General features: G+C 53.2%; 17 protein-coding genes. 7 read left to right on the top strand and 10 right to left on the bottom strand.

The features are described from left to right. The first annotated feature begins 141 nt into the window (after positions 1–141). Both LEPIL_RS03360 and LEPIL_RS03365 read left to right on the top strand, forming a co-directional pair. Positions 142–1263: an LIC_12097 family sensor histidine kinase gene (locus LEPIL_RS03360; protein WP_002769933.1), complete on the top strand. Its 1122-nt coding sequence runs from the start codon at positions 142–144 to the stop codon at positions 1261–1263. Further along, positions 1260–2210, top strand: a complete 951-nt coding sequence (locus tag LEPIL_RS03365; RefSeq protein WP_002769935.1) for a response regulator — start codon at positions 1260–1262, stop codon at positions 2208–2210. The genes LEPIL_RS03360 and LEPIL_RS03365 overlap by 4 nt, the downstream gene beginning before the upstream one ends. Here LEPIL_RS03365 and LEPIL_RS03370 read toward each other — a convergent pair. Together LEPIL_RS03370 and LEPIL_RS03375 are read right to left on the bottom strand one after the other, a co-directional pair. Further along, on the bottom strand, positions 2174–3301 hold the full coding sequence (locus tag LEPIL_RS03370; protein WP_002769937.1) for a hypothetical protein: 1128 nt from the start codon (positions 3299–3301) through the stop codon (positions 2174–2176). The genes LEPIL_RS03365 and LEPIL_RS03370 overlap by 37 nt on opposite strands. After that, positions 3302–4237, bottom strand: coding sequence for a sigma-70 family RNA polymerase sigma factor (locus LEPIL_RS03375; protein WP_002769938.1), 936 nt, complete (start codon positions 4235–4237; stop codon positions 3302–3304). 285 nt (positions 4238–4522) lie between these two features. On the opposite strand from LEPIL_RS03375, the gene epmA reads away from it, so the two are divergent. The 3 genes from epmA (at position 4523) to LEPIL_RS03390 (ending at position 8832) form a co-directional block, all read left to right on the top strand. Beyond that, complete coding sequence (gene epmA / locus LEPIL_RS03380; protein WP_002769939.1) at positions 4523–5473, top strand: EF-P lysine aminoacylase EpmA; 951 nt, start codon at positions 4523–4525, stop codon at positions 5471–5473. Positions 5474–5621: 148 nt separating this feature from the next. Next, positions 5622–6935, top strand: a complete 1314-nt coding sequence (locus LEPIL_RS03385) for an MFS transporter (protein WP_002769940.1) — start codon at positions 5622–5624, stop codon at positions 6933–6935. Beyond that, entirely contained in the window at positions 6913–8832 is a 1920-nt protein-coding gene (locus LEPIL_RS03390; protein WP_002769941.1) for an adenylate/guanylate cyclase domain-containing protein, read from the top strand. Before LEPIL_RS03385 ends, LEPIL_RS03390 begins: the two co-directional genes overlap by 23 nt. On the opposite strand, the gene LEPIL_RS03395 is transcribed toward LEPIL_RS03390, so the two are convergent. After that, positions 8829–9368, bottom strand: coding sequence for a DinB family protein (locus LEPIL_RS03395; RefSeq protein ID WP_002769943.1), 540 nt, complete (start codon positions 9366–9368; stop codon positions 8829–8831). The genes LEPIL_RS03390 and LEPIL_RS03395 overlap by 4 nt on opposite strands. Positions 9369–9468: 100 nt before the next feature. On the opposite strand from LEPIL_RS03395, the gene LEPIL_RS21545 reads away from it, so the two are divergent. Together LEPIL_RS21545 and LEPIL_RS03405 are read left to right on the top strand one after the other, a co-directional pair. After that, positions 9469–10704 (top strand): adenylate/guanylate cyclase domain-containing protein, encoded by a 1236-nt coding sequence (locus LEPIL_RS21545; protein ID WP_078123227.1) that lies wholly within the window; start codon positions 9469–9471, stop codon positions 10702–10704. A 32-nt stretch (positions 10705–10736) separates the two neighbouring features. Next, positions 10737–12032, top strand: a complete 1296-nt coding sequence (locus LEPIL_RS03405; RefSeq protein WP_002769947.1) for a PIN domain-containing protein — start codon at positions 10737–10739, stop codon at positions 12030–12032. 17 nt (positions 12033–12049) lie between these two features. On the opposite strand, the gene LEPIL_RS03410 is transcribed toward LEPIL_RS03405, so the two are convergent. The 7 genes from LEPIL_RS03410 to LEPIL_RS03440 all read right to left on the bottom strand — a co-directional run bounded on the left by LEPIL_RS03410 (position 12050) and on the right by LEPIL_RS03440 (position 17748). Further along, the gene (locus LEPIL_RS03410; RefSeq protein ID WP_157135016.1) at positions 12050–12604 is read right to left on the bottom strand and encodes a hypothetical protein; all 555 of its coding nucleotides are present in this window, start codon (positions 12602–12604) and stop codon (positions 12050–12052) included. A 143-nt stretch (positions 12605–12747) separates the two neighbouring features. Beyond that, positions 12748–13251: a hypothetical protein gene (locus LEPIL_RS03415; RefSeq protein ID WP_040918258.1), complete on the bottom strand. Its 504-nt coding sequence runs from the start codon at positions 13249–13251 to the stop codon at positions 12748–12750. A 175-nt stretch (positions 13252–13426) separates the two neighbouring features. Next, positions 13427–13741: a hypothetical protein gene (locus LEPIL_RS03420; RefSeq protein WP_002769957.1), complete on the bottom strand. Its 315-nt coding sequence runs from the start codon at positions 13739–13741 to the stop codon at positions 13427–13429. 4 nt (positions 13742–13745) lie between these two features. Next, positions 13746–15467 (bottom strand): acyl-CoA dehydrogenase family protein, encoded by a 1722-nt coding sequence (locus tag LEPIL_RS03425; RefSeq protein ID WP_002769958.1) that lies wholly within the window; start codon positions 15465–15467, stop codon positions 13746–13748. Between the two features lie 51 nt (positions 15468–15518). After that, positions 15519–16169 carry a cytochrome c biogenesis CcdA family protein gene (locus LEPIL_RS03430; protein ID WP_002769959.1) on the bottom strand — a complete coding sequence of 217 codons (651 nt, stop codon included), beginning with the start codon at positions 16167–16169 and terminating at the stop codon, positions 15519–15521. Between the two features lie 9 nt (positions 16170–16178). Then, on the bottom strand, positions 16179–16637 hold the full coding sequence (locus LEPIL_RS03435) for a TlpA family protein disulfide reductase (RefSeq protein ID WP_143464591.1): 459 nt from the start codon (positions 16635–16637) through the stop codon (positions 16179–16181). Between the two features lie 52 nt (positions 16638–16689). Next, positions 16690–17748 carry a HEAT repeat domain-containing protein gene (locus LEPIL_RS03440; RefSeq protein ID WP_002769961.1) on the bottom strand — a complete coding sequence of 353 codons (1059 nt, stop codon included), beginning with the start codon at positions 17746–17748 and terminating at the stop codon, positions 16690–16692. Between the last annotated feature and the right edge of the window lie 260 nt (positions 17749–18008).

Here is an 18008-nt window from a genome sequence, read left to right on the forward strand (position 1 = left end):
GCGACCTGAGAAGAGGCCTCCTGAGAAGGGGGCCTTTTTGCTTTCAGACCGGAAAGGCCTTCCGCTCGATTCCCGGCCGGCCCGACCTGACGCCCGACAGGGCTCTGATTGACAGGATGGGGCATCGTTTGAAGGTGCGCCATGTCGCTGCATGATACGCTCGAACAGCGCCTTGCCGAAACCGAAGCGATCCTCGACGCCCAGCCCATAGCGAGCTTTGGAATCGATCAGTTCTTTCGCATCATGCGTCTCAATCATCGCGCCCTGCGATATACCGGCCATGACAGCTACAAATCCGTCATCCAGCAATCCTGCCATCGCATGATCCAGAACAGAGGCGATATCTGCCCGTTCTGCCCTCTTGAGAATGAATGGAAGAAGGTCTTCTCTGAAAACGACGAGACGGACCGTCCCTACCGCATCATCGAAAAGATCATTCAGAAGCGCGTCGGTAAGGGCGAAAAGAGTTTCAAGATCACCTTTATCCTGATTCGAACGAACAGCATTCGCATCGTCGAGATGATTGAAGATATTACCGAAGAACGCGAAAGACAGGAAGAGATGCTGCGCATCGAAAACCTGGCCACCATGGGTACGATGATATCGGGCATAGCGCATGAACTGAACAACCCGCTCACCGGCATATCGCTTACATTGCAGAATCTGCAGGCGAATATATCGACGATGGACTCGTCAGAGGTGATCAAGAGGCTGCAGTTCATCTACAAAGATCTATCAAAGGCATCTCGCATAGTTCAGGATATTCTCAGCCTCGCACGGCCCGGCATCAAAGAGAAGCATCAGATCAATCTCGTTCGTATCATCGAAAAGGCCCGCGATAACACCGCCCGGTTGTATCCCGTACTCTCGCGCAAGATCCGCTGGGAGATTCCCGCCTCAGACGACTTCATTCTGCCCGCTGATCCCGATAAACTGGAGCGACTGTTTTTCAACCTGTTTCGAAACGCCATCCAGGCCTACGATTATAAAGAAGGCGTCATCAGCGTTCACCTGAAGCACTTTCGTAACTCTATCTACATCACCATCGCCGACGATGCAGGCGGTATTCCTCCTGAGATTCTGCAGAGGATATTCGTGCCGTTTCATTCAGGCTCACGCACCGGACGCGGAACCGGCCTGGGGTTACCGATCTGTTTGAATATCGTGAGGGAGCACGGCGGACGGTTGAAAATCAGATCGAGCCGCGGCCGTACATTCTTCTTCATCTCCATGCCTTCGGGTAAACAGGAGCGATGGGCATGAAAAGCATACTCGTCGTCGACGACATCTTCTCGATCCGGCTCGCCATACAGGATTTTCTTTCCCCGCATTTCACCGTAGTTACGGCCGGCGATGGACAGGAGGCCCTGGAAATACTCTCTGAAAGACGATTCGATCTACTTCTGAGCGATATTCGCATGCCCGGTATGAGCGGCATCGAATTGATTCAGCATGTGCAATCGGCGTATCCTGAGATGCAGTATGCGCTGATGACCGCATATAACGTGAACGATTATGTGAAATACGCCAGGGAGCACCGCATCTGGAATATCATCCCCAAATCGACCTTCCTCGATTTACAGATGGTCGGCGTCATGGTGCGCAAGCTGACCGGCCCCGATATCTTCGGATTCTCTCTTTATTTTCCCGATCTTATTGAAGAGCCAGTAAGCATCGGCAGGGTTTATGCGATGCATCGTGACGAAGAGGCCCGGCTGCCCGCCGGAACGCTACTGCATTGCGAGATCAGCTCGGACGAAGAGCGCTTTCGCATGTGTGATATGGTTGCCGAGCTTCTGAAGCGACATCGAGCGCCTGGAGTCATTCGCCTGATACTCGAAGAACTGACGATGAACGCTCGCGACTACGCCTCCGATCAGTTCACACAGCCCATTCAGCTTTCGTTTGGAGTGTACCGCGACAACCTGCTTTTTGCCGTTACCGATTCAAGCGGCAGACTCGATCGATCCGACATCCTCTATCGACTCGAACGAAACGTATCCTATGACGAACGGGGAAGACCGCTGTCGCTCCAGGATTCGCACGGCAGAGGGCTTTTTATTTCGCGAGAGAATCTCGATCATCTCATCTTCAACATTCAGGCAGGCAAAAAGACCGAGATCCTTGGCCTGCTGCAACCCGAGGCGGAGTTTCGCAACAAGGCCATTTCGATCTACTTCCGGGATGCAGACGGGCGTATCGTACAGTAGCCGTTTGAGTCTTCAATACTGATGCCGCCTTTATGACGCAGCAATCGGTACGGCGAGCTCGGTCGCAGAGTTGCGGCGACGGGCTTCTCTTCCTGATCGTCGTTTTTAACAAGCAGATACAGGAAGCGCTCCCCTCCGGCGATGGCGAAACCTCCGGTGGCTAACGCATCGCCCTGAAATTCCACTCCTGAAATATCGGCCCCGGGAGTATCAGCATGGAAGGCCGTTGTGCCGTCTCCGTTCCCCGTCCACGAGATTTCTCCGTCTTCTATCTGCCCGGCAAAGCGACCGGTGGCAAAGAGGACGCCCGATTCGGTCAGCGCCATCGGCATGCGATGCGGAACGACAAGCGGCAGACGCACAGATTCGATCTCTTTCAGTCGCTCTTTCTCTTCATCAAGGCGATACTCGCGAATAAAATCCTGATCATCCTGCTGCAAATGAATGGCGATACGGTCGCCGCCGACGGCCACGGATTTGGCAAACGACCGTTCAGCACCGGGAATGGTTAACGTGAAGATGCGAAAGTCCGGCTCAAAACGCACGATATAGACGGGCCCCGATGAGAAGAGAACGGCGGCCGTTGATCCGGCTGTCTGGGCCGAATTTTTCGATTCATCGCTGTGCTCTGCATCGCTGAAGGCATAGTCGGTCATGAGAACGCCCGACAGCGGAAGGCCCGGAGCGGCATTGCCGTTATGATCCATCAGCCGCACGGCCGTAAGATCGCCCGAAAGCAGCAGAATCCATTTTCCCCGAGGGTCAGAGACCGGATACGAGGCGCTTTCGCGCTTCCAGTAGAGCTCATCGGGATGCGCATAATAGGCGATCTCTTTACCGATCTTCTGGTATTCAAAATAACCGTTCCCTTCTGGCGGTACAAAGTACAGCCGATCGGGATCAAGAGGAACACGCTTACCGCGGTCATAAAAGACCGGACCATCCTCGTCGCGCAGAGTCTGGTAGTCCGCCGACGAAAAGAAATCGGAGCATTGAACGGAAATATCCGGCGGAGCATCGTAGCCAACCGCCGGATATCTATAAAAGAGAGCCCCGGAAACGAGGCTCAGTAGAAAAAAGATGCGAATCATTCAGGCGAGGAAGGCTCCCAGCTGTCTGGAATTTACCCCCGTTCGAATCTTACGAAGCGCCTTTTTCTCGATCTGTCGCACACGCTCTTTGGAAAGACCGACCATCTTACCAATACGCTGCAGCGAGTAGATCGGACCGCCATCAAGACCGAACCGGAGCATGATCACCTTTCTTTCTCGCTCGCTCAGCTGATCAAGGCTTTTCGTCAGCTCGCCTTTCAGCTGTTCGAATTCAAGACTGCTATGCGGCTCGACCTCTTTCTTATCCTGAATGTTCTCGCCGAGAGTAAAGTCCTCGGAATCGGCCATCGGAGCGTCAAGACTGAGATGATCCTTGCTCATACGGATCAGGTGGGTGACCTCAGACACCTCCATATCCATATATTCGGCAATGTTTTCGATCGAAGACTCCATGTCCTCCTGGTTCTCGAACCAGTGCTCTGCCTCGTCGATGCGTTTCAGGTCGGCCATACGATTCAGGGGAAGTCTGATCAGGCTGGCTTTCTGCTGAATGGCGTATTTGATCGACTGACGAATCCACCAGACCGCATACGAGATGAAGTGGAACCCACGCTCGGGATTGAAACGCTCCGCTGCCTTGATCAGGCCGAGGTTGCCCTCGTTAATCAGATCCATCAGCGTCAGGCCGTAGGATTGATACCGCTTTGCGATCGTAACCACAAACCGCAGATTGGAGCGAACAAGCAGGTTTCGAGCCTCTTCATCGCCATCTCTTGCAAGCAGAGAGACACGATACTCCTCTTCTCTGCTCAACATAGGGATCTTATGGATTTCGTTAAGATACCAGTTCAGGATCGAGTCGTTCACCGTTTCGATCTTTTTTTCTGTCGTACGGGACGGAGTTGGAGCGACAAGCTCGTCAAATTCTGATCCCATCACCTGATTTTCTGTTTTTTGAGCCGTTTTCTGAGTCATCTGAGCACCTCACACGCCCGATTAGAATCATTCTAAAAGTAAAGACGTTCGAATCAACTTCTTTTCGTATCAAATTACCGCCGGTTTCATTTTTTTATCGACTTTTGCTGAAAAGTCACTCCAGGCAGACTCAAGGCGCTTACCCGGAAAATTCTGGCGCCTGCCATCTCTATTTCGGTCGGGCCTACTCTTTATAGTCCCCGTCCGGGACAAATCGGTGCAAAAAAATGTAAGAAATCGTCGTTTCTGGATTGAAGCCCGGCTTCTCTGGCCCATCCTGCACCGATGCGTTCTCTTCCAGCGGATCTATTAGAGGCACGGGCCCGCTTTTTACAGTCGGTGCGCACTTTTTTTCAAGAACGCGATATTCTCGAAGTTGAGACCCCACTTCTTCATAAGACAGGGACCCCCGAACCGTTTATCGAAAATTTGCACGTTCAGGATCCGACCGGTGCGCCTCCGGGCTTTCTGATCACCAGTCCGGAGTACCACATGAAAACGGTACTGGCCGAGGTCCGCCGCCCGATATTTCAGATCGCTCATGTCTTTCGGGGCGGCGATGGTGGCAGCCGCAGCCCTCTGCATACGCGTGAATTCCTGATGCTCGAGTGGTATCTGCCGGGGGCCGACGAATACGCCCTCATGCAGCAGATTATTGAACTGCTGCGCTTCTTACATGTGCAATTCCCTGATTCCGAACTCAGTACAAACATTCCGATCTTCTCTATGGAAGATCTGTTGCGTGAGCATGCCGGCTGTACAATGGAACGATCCTCTCTCGAAGATCGGGCGATCGAACTCGGCCTGGCACCGGCCGATGAGATCCGCAAGGATCGTTACGATGAGGTTTTCTTTCGTGTCTTCTTGCATACGGTAGAGCCGGCACTTGCCCTGCACTCCTATCCGCTTTTTGTTCATGGCTACCCCGCCGAGCTCGCCGCCTACAGCGTCATCGAGGGAAATATCGGGCGGCGCTTCGAGCTATACTGGAAGGGAGTGGAGCTGGCCAACGGCTACTACGAAGTCACAGATCCCGACGAACAGATGCGACGCTTTGCGGCCGACAACGCCATTCGGCAAAGCATCGGCAAGCCCGAGCGCCAGATTGATGAAGCCTTTCTTTCGGCTCTCCGAAAGGGGATGCCCGTCGGCTCAGGCGTCGCTCTCGGTCTCGACCGCCTGTTCATGCTTTTCTCGAACGCCAGCCGCATCGAAGAGATCAGCCCGTTTGAGTAAACGTCATCCGGATAGCTGCTCCTCTCGATAACACCGATGACTCTCCATGGCGCCCGCATAATCCCCGAAGAGACGAAAATCCGCCCGAACTGTCAAATGTAGCACAAAAACATTCGACGAAACCTTATCCTTCGACTAATATGAGTCCATGACACGAATCGGCTACGGGGCCGCAGAGATGGGCCATTTTGCCTCGGAGCTGGTCGTCCGGCTATATCTTCTAAAATTCTATACCGATACCGTCGGCCTGTCTCCACTTCTCGCCGGATTGGCCATCGCTCTCAGCATCGTCTGGGATGCCGTGAGCGATCCGCTTATGGGATTCCTGTCGGATCACACAGCCTGGCGTTTCGGACGCCGTCGTCCCTACATCCTCGTCGGGTCGCTGCTGCTTGCTCTCGCCCTTGCCTTTCTCTTTCATCCCCCTCAAACGGAGAGCCAGACGGCCATATTCGCTTATCTGCTCGTCAGTTACATACTCTTAAATACGGCTCTGACCGTAACGGCCGTTCCACATGCGGCGCTGGCGGCAGAGTTAACCGATTCGCCGGGCGAACGCACCGTGCTTTTCGGGTTTCGCCTGTTCTGGGGTAACATCGGCCTTCTTGCCGGCACGCTGCTGCCCGGCTACTTCTTGAGCAAAGGACGGGCGATCGAAGCCTACGCCGACGCCGCTCTCTGGCTGGCCGTGCTTGTCGTTGCCGGAGGGCTGATTACGTTTTTCACGACCCGGGAGCCTCGTAACAGAGAGAGGCGCAGCCCCGGCGGCATCGCAGAGTTTGTCGCTGTTCCGACCAATCCGGTGTTTCGCCCTCTGCTTCTGGCCTTCATGACGGCCTACGCCGGAGTCGCCATCAACTCCGCTCTTGCCCTTTTCTATTATGAAGATCGACTGGCATTCGAACCCGAGCAGACCAATATCGTGCTGGGCACGTTTCTCGTCGTGTGGACGTCATCCATTCCGCTCTGGGTAATTCTCTCGCGAAGGTTCGGCAAACGTCGGCCGGCCTTTTATGGGCTGCTTCTTCTTGGATTGATGACAACGTTCACGTATCCCTTTTTTCCCGAGCGGGTTTTATGGCCGCCGCTTGTCGCCGCCGTTGCCGGCGGTATTTTCGTAGGATCCATTATTCTGTTCGATTCAATCATTACCGATATCGTCGACTATGACGAATGGAAGAGCGGCATCCAGAAAGAAGGCCTTTTCTTCGGATACGCGAAGATGGGCGTAAAGCTGAGCCGGGCCATGGCGCTGCTTCTAACAGGGCTTTTGCTTGAGTGGATCGGACAGGGCGAAGAGAGAAACAACGTCGCTCTCGGCTGGCTTTTCGGGCCCGGTGTCGGATTGTTTTTTCTTGTCGGCGCCGGTATCTTCCTGCTTTATCCGATGAGCGACCGGCAGTCACAGGCTGTACAGAAACGCCTGAAAAGGAGACGAAATGAAACTGAACGAGCTGCTTGAACGTTATCCGTGGTCCGAAGAGTGGAAACGGCATCATCCGAAAAAAATCGAACACTGGAAGCCGGAACTGTGGAAACGAATCCGGCCGCTTGAAAATCTGTGGTCTTTTCGCGTCGATCTTTCCGTCGACGATCTGTGGAGTCAGATCTCTGACACCTCGAAAACAAACAGAGCGCTGGGCCTTCCTGAGATGAGCTTCGTCGAAGAAGACGGCGTGCTTTTCGGCAGATCGAATAACGCCGGCTGGGTAATGGAGTGGGAGGATATTCCCTGGGAATGGCTTTATGGCAAAGAACTGAGCAATGCGCGTATCTACAGCAGAGGACCGGCCAGCTTTGTTAGAGCACGGTATCTTATTGAAGAAGCAGATACTGCCTCGTCATCGATGCTTCATATTTATTTCGGCTGGATCCCTCGCAACCTAACCGGGCGGCTCTTTTTGAAGCTCGGCATGCTGGCAATGAAATCGCGTTATACAGCGCTCCTGAGCAATCTTAAAAAAACCGAGCAGGGCTCAGCTCCTTCTCTGCCCTCCCCGACTGCAGAGTTTCGCTTTGAAGACACGGTTCGCTCGCGCATTGAGAACATCAAGAAGCGTCTGGCCGGAATCGTGCCGTCTACGCTTCTGAACGATCTGTTTGATTACTTCGAGAAATCCTCTGAAGACGAGCTCGATCGCATCCGCCCTTATACCGTTGCAGAGAGACTGCACAGCCCGCCCGACGCCATCGTTCGCGCCATGCTTCATCTGACGCGGCAGGGAGCGCTGACGCTTTCCTGGGATGTGATCTGCCCGCATTGCCGCGGAGTCAGGGATTCGCTTCCTGGATTGGGCGATATTCCAGAGAAGGCCAGCTGCGACGTCTGCGTGATCGACTTCGACGCAACGTCTTACGATGCGCTTGAGATTACATTTCATCTTCATCCGTCTATTCGCACGGTGCAGAAGAGATTTTACTGCTCGGCAGAACCGGCTCGCAAACCGCATATACTGCTACAGACGACGGTAGCTCCATCGGAGCAAAAGACGATGGAACTGAATCTGTCGCCCGCTCGCTACAGAATGCGCGGCATCGGACTTCCGAAGACCATCACGCTTCAGGCCAAAGGAGTGGATGCCGCGGCGCTCGATCCCATCGAAACCGAAGTCAGAGTCGACATAACCTCTCTGGAAGGACAGATAAACGGTGGACTGACGGTTCGCGTGCCCGGCATACTCTCGCTGGTTAACTCATCAAAACGACGTCAGGTCTTCGTCATCGACAGAGCCGAAGAAAGAGACGATATTCTCAGGCCGGCCGCTCTTTTTCGCTATCAGGATTTTCGCGATCTTTTCAGCGAGGAGGCTCTCAAGCCGGGTCTGCAGCTCGATATCGGCACGCAGTATCTGCTGATGACCGATCTGGTCGGCTCAACCCGTCTCTATGACACGCAGGGTGATGCGGCCGCTTTTCGATCCGTCAAGCAGCATTTTGAGATCGGATTCGCCGAAGTAAAAAAGAACGGAGGAGCGGTCGTCAAAACGATCGGCGACGCCCTGTTCGCCGTTCTGCCCTCGGCAACGGCCCTGGTCACGACAGCCCTGGCCATTCAAAAGGCCTTCCAGAATCAACCGCTGAAGCTGCGTATCGCTCTGCAATCCGGGCCGGTGCTTGCCGTAAATCTGAATACGGGTATCGACTACTTCGGGAATACAGTTAACCTTCTCGCAAAACTTGAAGGCGCCCTTGAATCGGGAGAAATCGGCATGCCTGCTTCGATGTATGAATCGCCCGAGATTCGTCGCGTGCTGGACGATCAGACCACAGCGCCGACCTTTCGCGAGCTTCGCTTCAGCTGGAAGCAGGAAGGTCTGAGGATCGCCGCCGTAAGACCCTTGCTCCCGATGAACGGTTAACGGTTCTCCATTCTGAAGCGAACGACGTTGCTGTGGTATACGCTGTGCTTGAGCACGAAATGTGCGAACATGCGCAGCGTCATGCCTCCGAAAAGGGACTTCAGAGAATCGAGTTGTTCTTCGGTTTTGCCTTCGATGGCTGCGGCAAGCATGCGCGCCGATTCGAGCAGATCGTTTATATCCCGGTCAAGTCGCTTCGCGTCAAGAGTCCTTCCGGTACGGTATGTTCCATGATCCGTGATGTGTGGTCGGTTGGTCGGAACGATCTGCTCGACGGTTAATGAGGCGTTTGCCGGCCTCCCCATCATGCGAAGAACCCAGACCGGAAGACCAATATAACGGGCCATAGTGCGATTCGTACTGGCGATATGATGCAGGTTCTTGCGAGCCGACCAGCCCATAGGATCGGCAGGTACGAGCATACGATCCAGAGGCAGTTCTTTGTAGAATTCGGCCAGCTCGCGATGCACACGATCGATCTGTTCGACAAGCTCGGCCTTATTTTTCGAGAAAACGATTACGGGAAGAGAGCGCATGATGGGAAGCTGCGAAAACGCAGAAGGCGGGCAAGCGGTTTTTCACGGCGCTACAGGATTTTCAGTTGATCCGCTGAAGGGGCCGTTCCATGACGGATGCATGCTCCAGCTCCTCTGGAATACGATCGCCTATCTGGGCGTTCCGACTTCTCGCAACCCGGCCGAACACAAACACATCATCCTCGTCAACGGACTGTGTATCGTCATCATCGGATTTCTGAGTATCGTCATTCCGCTACTCTTGCTCTTTGACCGGCTGCCTGTCGTTTACGCCATTCCATCCTCTCTCTATGCCGTTTCACTGTTTTCCGTGCTTGCTCTGAATGCGCGAGGGAAAACGTTGAAGGCTCGCTTTTTGTTCATTCTTCTCTCGTTTTTTCTCATGGTTTTCAATTCCATCGCTTCGCGCGGCGAGGCCAACTTTCACCTGTTCCTTCTGACCGAGATGGTTGCCGTCTTTTTTATCTTTCCGTCGAACGAAGGCCGTTATATGTATCCGGCGGCTGCCGTCGTTTTTTTGACCTTTCTTGCGTTTCAGTTTATACCCGCTCCGCTGCTGAACGCAATATCGCCTGTTACTGCTGCTGTCGACTTTGCAGAGCAGCAAAAAACGGTCACGCTCAGCGTAGCCGTTCTCATCTTCGCCTTTTCGTTTTATATTCAACGGACGTTTCGCACTGCGGATCGAATCCTTGCCGCCGAGAAAGAGAAATCCGAACGTCTCCTTCTAAATATACTACCCGGCTCCATCGTAGCTCAGTTGAAGGAGCGCCCTGACACCATCGCCGAGCGCTTCGAGCACTGCACTGTGCTTTTCTCTGATATCGTCGGCTTCACAGGCATCGCTCGGTCCATGTCGGCCGTTGAGGTCGTCTCGCTTCTCAACGAAATCTTTTCTGCCTTTGACGATCTGGCCGATCGACACGGCCTTGAGAAGATCAAGACAATCGGCGACGCCTATATGGTCGTCGGAGGTTTACCCGAGCCAGACCCCGAACATGCCGAAAAGGTGGCTCGTTTCGCCATAGACATGCTCGATGTAATTCGCCAGTACCGCAACAAAACCGATCTTCCTCTTGAACTGCGGATCGGCATCAACTCAGGCGATGCCGTCGCCGGCGTTATAGGAAAGCGAAAATTCATCTATGATCTGTGGGGAGATAGCGTGAACACGGCATCGCGCATGGAATCGCATGGGCTTCCGGGGCAGATTCAGGTCACTGAAACGACTTACGAACTGATCAAGGCGAAGTTCCGTTTTGAGGATCGCGGCATGATCGAGGTGAAAGGACTCGGTACGATTAAGAGCTTTCTTTTACTTGAGGCATCAGAGTAAACACTATCTCACCGAGAGCTATAGAGACGAAAATGCTCCTCCCTTTCCGCAGATACAGTCGATTTATCATTCCGTGCTTTCTGCTCTCTCTGGCCGGGCTGACGTCATGCACCAGCACGTCCTTCCTCACTCGATCGGATTATCGGCCATCTGTAGAAGCCCTGAGAAAAGAAGGCCCGGCAGAGGCAGAAAGGCTTCTTCCACCGGGAGAACAGGGCACCTTTATAAAGACCATGGAACAGACCTATCTTGCATTATTGCAGGGAAGGCCCGACATTGACGAATTGCGTGACTTCGCCGCAAAAGTGGACCACAGCGTTCGCATCCGCGTCAGCGAAGAGCTTGCCTTCTTTTTTTATATTGAGACGCCCGAAGGTTATTATGCATCGGAACACGAAATCATCTGGATGCACATGCTTCTTTCCTGGGGCTACAGCCTGCGAGGTGAAACGGACAGCGCCGTCGTTGAGGCGAAGAAGGCTGCTCTCCTGCTTGAAGGCAAGGCCCGGGCAGGACGCTTTGACGATCCGATGCTGAGGGTTATCCTTGCCGCCCTGTGGATGATGTGTGACCGCTGGGAGGATGCTCGCGTGGATTTTCGCGTAGCGGCCCGTCTTGATCCTTCGCTTCGATGGGCGGCCGCGCTGTCTGAGTTATCCGCCCCGCCAGAGCGCCTGACGATCGTGCTTACAGGAACCGGGCCGGAGCCATACTGGAAACCAGAGATGCAGATGAATCCACTTCGAGGAATGCGAGATCTGGAATTCCGCAATCAAAACAGAGAGAAGCGCCTCACCTTCTTCGACGCAACCGGTCGCGCACTTCCCTCAAATCGATCACCGCATTCCCATCCCTGGTACGAGCGACATCTACAGCGAAACAACGTGATTCGCGAAGCTCTTGATGATTCGCGTTACGGGCAGCGCGTGCTTGTCAGTACGGCAAAAGGCACGGCGAAGGCCGGTGCCGGGATCACCGTCGGCATCGTCGGCACCGTTCTCAGCATCGGCGTCGGCGGAGCTATCATTTATTACGGACATGACTCTCAAGAAGCGGTCGCTGTCGGGCTATTCATCGCCATCAAAGGGACGCAGTGGTCTTACGAGTTCGCGCGAGATATGGTCAAAGACAGCGTCAATACGGCGCTGGATGAGTTCGACATCTCGGATCGCTATCGCTATGTGCGCTTTCTACCCGAACGCGCGCATCTTATTACCGGCGGTCGAGGACCGATTCGAGTATGGGACGGACGACAGATGCAAACGTTCGAGGAAAGACCGAATGCACCGCAAGGCGTGAGTATTCACTACCTGCCCGACGGCGATTAGCAAGACCGTAAAGCTTCTTACCAGCCTATAACGTCAGACCGGGTGGATTTAAGGAATTCTTTCGTTCCAACCCATTCCGTAACCCCTGTCTGCGCCGAGGTCAGACTCAAGGTGACGATGATATATTGAATCGAGTTGCCGTTGTTCTGATTCACGGCATCGGTAATCACACCTTCAAGATAGTAGTTCGGTGATTTCAAATGTCCGATGGGAATGGCTGAATCGTCGATCAGTCCGGACTGGCCGAGCTCCATCTCTTTCAGAATCTCGCCTCTGAGGCCAAGTTGAACGAAGTAGATCTTCTTTGCAATGAGGCTCGCTCGAATCTGATCGGCAAGCATCTCGGTTTCAATATGCTCGGTGGTGCGATTGCGAATCGGCTTGAATGCAAGCAAAGCCGGGGTATCTTTCTCTGATAGATAGCGATAGAGCTCTGTCACAAGATCGGTGCTGGCACGCCTGACCTCATACGCTCCCCATCCCGGCGCCCCGGATGGATTCTCGGGATCGAGGTAGGTCGTTCCGCTTGCGCAAGAAACCAGAAGCAGAAGAGAGAGAGCCATTAAGCGCATGCCACGGTTTTTCATCCAGCCTGCTCTTCTGCAAGTATTTCTATGTTAAGCGCCAGCCCACAAACAACCTTGTTCTCGCGCAGGCCATTCTCAGCGGCCATTGCACAGCGGCAGAATCGGAAGCAGACTCATAACACGGCCTGTCACTCACGATTGCGCCTGAGGGCGCCCGTCAGATAGAACAGAGCGTAGCCGAGCACGATATACTCCCCCAGTCGAACGCCCATAAGATGAAACGGCGTCAGAACAAGCGCCGTCCCTCCGTCTTCATTGATGCATCGAAAATCCTGCGTCATATCTGTGCGGCCCGGCAGAGGATGCGAGATAACGGTGCCATGATTCAGCTGTGATCCAGCGGGGCAGAAAAGCTGTAGCGGGGCATTATAGATCGGATTCCCACGCTGATCAACGGCCATTCCCATCAGAGCAAAAAAGCCCACCGCAGCAGCCAGCACGGTTGAACTGACCACAGCCTTATCGGCTCCAACCGGTCTGTGCAGCGAACGGAAGACGAAGAATCCAACGATCAGAAAAAGCACGCTGGCAAATCCGGGTATCATGGCGATCCCCGTTACAAAAAGCACCGGGATGGCGACGATCAGAGCGACGGTTAACAGGCCGAGCAGCAGTTTAAAGAATGATGGCATTGCCGAGAGACTACCTGTGACTCGACTCCATCGATTTTCGGGGATCGCAGGCAATGTCGCTCCACAGAATCGGCACTGCGCGGCACCCTCATCATTCTCTCTTTCACATCGCACACACTTCATAAACCGTTTCCCCTAATTCTCGTTATGAGCCGGGCCAGAGCCCGCGCATGTTTCAAATTACCTTACTCATATCCACGACACAACCGTTCGCAGGAATGCACTGGTTCTGCCCTTTACATGCAACCGGATCGACCTCTCCGTCACAATCATTGATACACTGCAGCATGCGAGCCACGCATAACAGCTCAATGTCCTTCTGCAGTCGCTCCCCATAAAGATGATCAAGCTGATCGGGGTTACAGAACTCCCGTTTTACTCCCCGGGCGGCCTGAGCGCAGGGAGGATCATCGGGGTCACTACTGAGCACACAGCCATGCAGGGAAAAAATCACAAACAGAACAGTCATGCGACGCCATACCGATGCCATTCAATCACTCCGGCATTGTGTAGGATCCATTCAAAGAGAGAGCTCTTTGAGAAACACGATCAAAGACATCTTTTCCAGTGAGCGGTCTTTCGATCATAGACAGACAGGCCTTCTGCTGGGCATCCGTTGCCGAAGGTTTGCCGTACAGAGTGACGGAATGCCTGGAAAAATCCCGGATCATAAAGTCAAAGATGACGTCTATCAGGTCAGAGACATCGCTCGATTTCGGATTCTTGCCCGTGTCGAGTTCCAGCTGTTCGAGAATCAGATGCCCGTAGGCTACCAGCGTGAAAATCTCGCCGAGCGTTAACATAAAATCGAGATCCTTTGACTGATCTTTATCGGGACCGCATTCAGCGAGAAAAGCCTTCAAGCTTTCGATCTGCCGGCGAAAGATGTTCAGGTTCGGCGTATCAAATCTTGAATAGACAGCCTGATAATCGCCCGGCAGGACTTGCTCCAGCCCTTTCGTCGTAGAGCCCTGTGAAAACAGGAAGCCGTCCTGCGATGGACCGAAGTCGACGGGCGGCGGCGACTTTCTGTTTTTTTCAAACAGAAAGGACTGCATGAACTTAATAACGAGCACCATATTCACATGCGCCGTTCCTTCAAGCTTCGGCAACATGCGAATATCACGCGTCGCCGACTCGAAGTAGGTGTCTTTTTCAAAGCCACGGGCGGCGATGACGTCCCAGAGAAGATTGATCACCTCTTCTCCCTGCATGGTTACTTTCATCTTGACCATCGGGTTATACAGAAGATATCGACGGTCATCCGCCGAAGCCTCCTTCATATAATCCTTTGCGCGATAGGCGAACAATCGCATCGCCTCAAGGCGGGCATAGGCCTCCGTAAAGAGCTGTATAATATGTGGAAACTCCGTAACATACGTACCGTACAGCCTGCGGGCTGAGGCATGATTAATAGCTTCGTAATAGGCATGTGTTGCGATTCCAATCGCCGCAAGACCGAGATTGAATTTCGCGAAGGCCACAGTTGCAAGAGAGGCATCCCATGCGTCTCTGCCCCGACTGAGGATCTCATTCTCGGTGATCGGATAATCGTGCAGCACGAACTCCGCCACGTATTTCTGCGATCGAACGACATTCCCCGTGCATTCATACTTCGGATGCTCGCTTTCTACGACGAAAAAGACGAACTCCTCTCTGCGACCGGCAATCTTACCAAAGACCGAAACGTAAGCGGCACAGTTGCCGTTGCCTATATAATACTTATCGCCTCTGGCAACATAGGCTCCGTTTTCTGGAATCAGCATCATGTCTGATGCAATCAGATCGGCTCCGTGCTCTTTTTCGGAAAGACCGAATGCGAAAACGCCGCCTTCTTTAAGCTTCGCAGCGGTCTTTCGTTTCACCTCTTCATTCTTGCCGATCCAGATCGGTCCCAATCCGAGAATCGACACCTGCCAGGTATACCAGTGTGAGAGAGAATAGAATCCAAGGATCTCAGAATATGCGGTGTTGCGCGCCGAGTCCCACCGGCAGTCTGCAGAGTCGCCATACTCGGCCGGAGTAAGAAAGTAGTAAAAGACCTTCTCGCTCTTGAGAAAATCGAGAAAGTCCTGATACCAGATCACCTCATGATCTTCATGTTTCAGCGCACGCTTTCCCTTCTTCTCGAAAAAGTCGACGGTGGCGCGAAAGATTTTCCGGGTCGTCTCATCGTACTGATCCCAGGTTTCGTTTAACGGATGAAAAAGGGCCATGTGCGATCATGGCCCCCGGCCGGAATTCGACAAGCGAAAGACGCATCGGCGTCAGGAATAAAAACGCGGAAGGCTTCCGATGAAGATGATGTAAGCGCCGAAAAGAACCAGAATCGCACCTGTAATATAGCGCGCTATCCACTCCCTCTCGTGCAATCCAGGCAGCCTCGCTCGACTCCAGTGTGAGAAGTAACCGGTTGCAAGTATGGGAACGGAAAATCCGACGGAATAGATAAGCAGCAGCGTAATTCCCGAAGAGAGTTGGCCCTGCGAAGCGACCATAGTCAGAACACCCGACAGGAAGGGGCCGATACAGGGAATCCAGACAAGCCCGAGGCTCATACCGATCCAGAGGCCCGACCACTTCCCATCAGGTCGGACCTGGATGCCGGCGAACCACCGCACACTCTTAAACAGATTGATATTCAGGAGCGTCAGAATACCGAACAGGAGGATTATGCCGCCCCCTACCTTTTCTATATATTGGATGCGTCCCATCAGAAACGATCCGAAAAGAGAACTGATGATTCCCATAACCACAAAGGTTATACTCAGGCCGATTACAAGCAGCAGAGGCCTCCATCGGTCGTCTCGATGAGTGCCCGTAACGATGATGGGCAGAATGGGCAGAACGCAGGGCGACACAACGCTTGCGAAGCCCGCTCCTAAAGCAGCGAACGATTGAACGAGTGCAAACTGCATGACAATACCTCAGGGTAGCCTGCTGATATCGCTCATGAGCACGGCTTCGGATTGTATGCCCGGAGGGAACGCCGAAACAGGCTTGCCGGCCTTATCGAGGATTACAAGATACGGTAGAGCCCGAACGCCATATTCATAAAAAAGCGGACGATTGTCGGCTTCATTCACGCTGATATAAACATATCTGACCTTCGACTCGATGCGCTTCTTCATCGACTGTAAGATCCTGTCCTGGGTCTGGCAGGGCGCTCCGTTTGGATTGATAAAGAATAGAAGCAGATTCTCCTTCCCTTTGGCTTCTTTGATCTCCAGCTCGGCGCGGGAGCGAGGTGCGTTTGAAACCGACTCTTGCCTATCGGAGCTCTCTTCACCGCAGCCGGCAAGGAACCCAAACATGACAACGACCAATGCAGCTGAAATGTGAAATTGCAGAATAGAAAGGGACTTCGCCTTATTGTATGCTTTCATCGCATTTTCTTCGAGAGCCCGAGGTTTCGGGTTACCCGACATCAGCACAGTTTCAATTGGGCGAGGTCAAACAGGTCGAGACTGAGAATGGAAACAAGTTCGCCAGGCACGGATTATTTTGCTTCACGACCTCTCCGTCCCGCCTCGTAGAGCCTATTGCTATTCTGACCGGCCCACCCTCTGCAACAGCCTTATCGGCAAAATCACTCTCCAGTGTATGAACAACCTTGTAGTGAGCAAGCAACGAGGCCAGTTCACAGACCGTCCCAGCAGGAGGTCGCTCTATTAAAAAGCCAAGGGCTCTGTTTGCAGGAGTAGAGTAGCGCGGATCATTTCGATTTTTTCTGACATACTCCAGCAGCACATCCTGAGTCTCAGGAAGATTCAGTTTCGCTATTGCAGCAATAGCAGCATAATGCTCATACCCATCTCGCTTCAGAGATATGGCTCTTTTTAACCAGGAATATCCCTCCGGCAAATTCCAGACACCGATCAGTTCATAAGCAGTTCGACGCAGAAGCGGCGACGCGCTGTCATCTGCAGCCGCGCGAAGAACGGGCGCTTCACCGAACAACTCTCGCGTCTGCTCGAAATACAGACGCGCAAATCCATCCCGCTCGCTGAGAAAATTCTTTTCGAACGGAGCTCCTTGAGGATCAAGCATGTCGTAATTTAAATAAGTATAAAAAGCGGGATCTTTTCGCCCATAGTACTGAATCGATGAAACATGACCATCATCAGGATAAAGATCAAGAGTGGCCTGCATCAAGGTGCCCGTATAATAATACCCGGACCTTCCCGGTGCAGTATAACCTCCTCCAAGAGCGGCTCCAGAAATCCGCAATACTGCCCTCGCCGGAGCCTTCCCGGAAACGACCTTATATCCGGAATATGTGAGCAGTCGCTTTACCGTCTCAGCAGCCCAGGCATCGGGAGTTTTTGCCGGCAAATCAAGTTTCACCTCTACAGAAATCGTTTGAATATTCTTTAACTGATCAGGCGTTGCGGGTTGACCTTCAGCAGCAGGCAGATACCTATCAGCCTGTGGCGACACGGCGCAGGCGCTGAGGACCACTATGAAAAAAACTTTCAAGCCATTGCGTCGAAGCATGATCGACCAATACAACCCTCTACACCATTGTCAACATCAATTCAATCAGTATATTTTCCAATTAGCTACATTGTATCGCAATCACTCCCTCTGCACGAGGCCGCCCAATAATACCCAAAGCCCGCACGAGGCCGCCCCATAATACAAAAAGCCCGCATGAAGCGGGCTTTAGGGGATGAGATGCATCGTAATCGTCTGCGATCAGCAGACGGGCTTTGCGGTCAGGGAGATCTAATCCTGGGTAGGGCTTCCCGCTTAGT

It is taken from the genome of Leptonema illini DSM 21528 (assembly GCF_000243335.1).
In the GTDB taxonomy this organism is placed as follows: Bacteria; Spirochaetota; Leptospiria; order Leptospirales; family Leptonemataceae; genus Leptonema; species Leptonema illini.

Coding starts and splice junctions, on each gene's coding strand:
- LEPIL_RS03360 (WP_002769933.1), top strand. CDS start 142: ATGTCGCTGCATGATACGCTCGAACAGCGCCTTGCCGAAACCGAAGCG.
- LEPIL_RS03365 (WP_002769935.1), top strand. CDS start 1,260: ATGAAAAGCATACTCGTCGTCGACGACATCTTCTCGATCCGGCTCGCC.
- LEPIL_RS03370 (WP_002769937.1), bottom strand. CDS start 3,301: ATGATTCGCATCTTTTTTCTACTGAGCCTCGTTTCCGGGGCTCTCTTT.
- LEPIL_RS03375 (WP_002769938.1), bottom strand. CDS start 4,237: ATGACTCAGAAAACGGCTCAAAAAACAGAAAATCAGGTGATGGGATCA.
- epmA (WP_002769939.1), top strand. CDS start 4,523: ATGCGTTCTCTTCCAGCGGATCTATTAGAGGCACGGGCCCGCTTTTTA.
- LEPIL_RS03385 (WP_002769940.1), top strand. CDS start 5,622: ATGACACGAATCGGCTACGGGGCCGCAGAGATGGGCCATTTTGCCTCG.
- LEPIL_RS03390 (WP_002769941.1), top strand. CDS start 6,913: ATGAAACTGAACGAGCTGCTTGAACGTTATCCGTGGTCCGAAGAGTGG.
- LEPIL_RS03395 (WP_002769943.1), bottom strand. CDS start 9,368: ATGCGCTCTCTTCCCGTAATCGTTTTCTCGAAAAATAAGGCCGAGCTT.
- LEPIL_RS21545 (WP_078123227.1), top strand. CDS start 9,469: ATGCTCCAGCTCCTCTGGAATACGATCGCCTATCTGGGCGTTCCGACT.
- LEPIL_RS03405 (WP_002769947.1), top strand. CDS start 10,737: ATGCTCCTCCCTTTCCGCAGATACAGTCGATTTATCATTCCGTGCTTT.
- LEPIL_RS03410 (WP_157135016.1), bottom strand. CDS start 12,604: ATGCGCTTAATGGCTCTCTCTCTTCTGCTTCTGGTTTCTTGCGCAAGC.
- LEPIL_RS03415 (WP_040918258.1), bottom strand. CDS start 13,251: ATGCCATCATTCTTTAAACTGCTGCTCGGCCTGTTAACCGTCGCTCTG.
- LEPIL_RS03420 (WP_002769957.1), bottom strand. CDS start 13,741: ATGGCATCGGTATGGCGTCGCATGACTGTTCTGTTTGTGATTTTTTCC.
- LEPIL_RS03425 (WP_002769958.1), bottom strand. CDS start 15,467: ATGGCCCTTTTTCATCCGTTAAACGAAACCTGGGATCAGTACGATGAG.
- LEPIL_RS03430 (WP_002769959.1), bottom strand. CDS start 16,169: ATGCAGTTTGCACTCGTTCAATCGTTCGCTGCTTTAGGAGCGGGCTTC.
- LEPIL_RS03435 (WP_143464591.1), bottom strand. CDS start 16,637: ATGAAAGCATACAATAAGGCGAAGTCCCTTTCTATTCTGCAATTTCAC.
- LEPIL_RS03440 (WP_002769961.1), bottom strand. CDS start 17,748: ATGCTTCGACGCAATGGCTTGAAAGTTTTTTTCATAGTGGTCCTCAGC.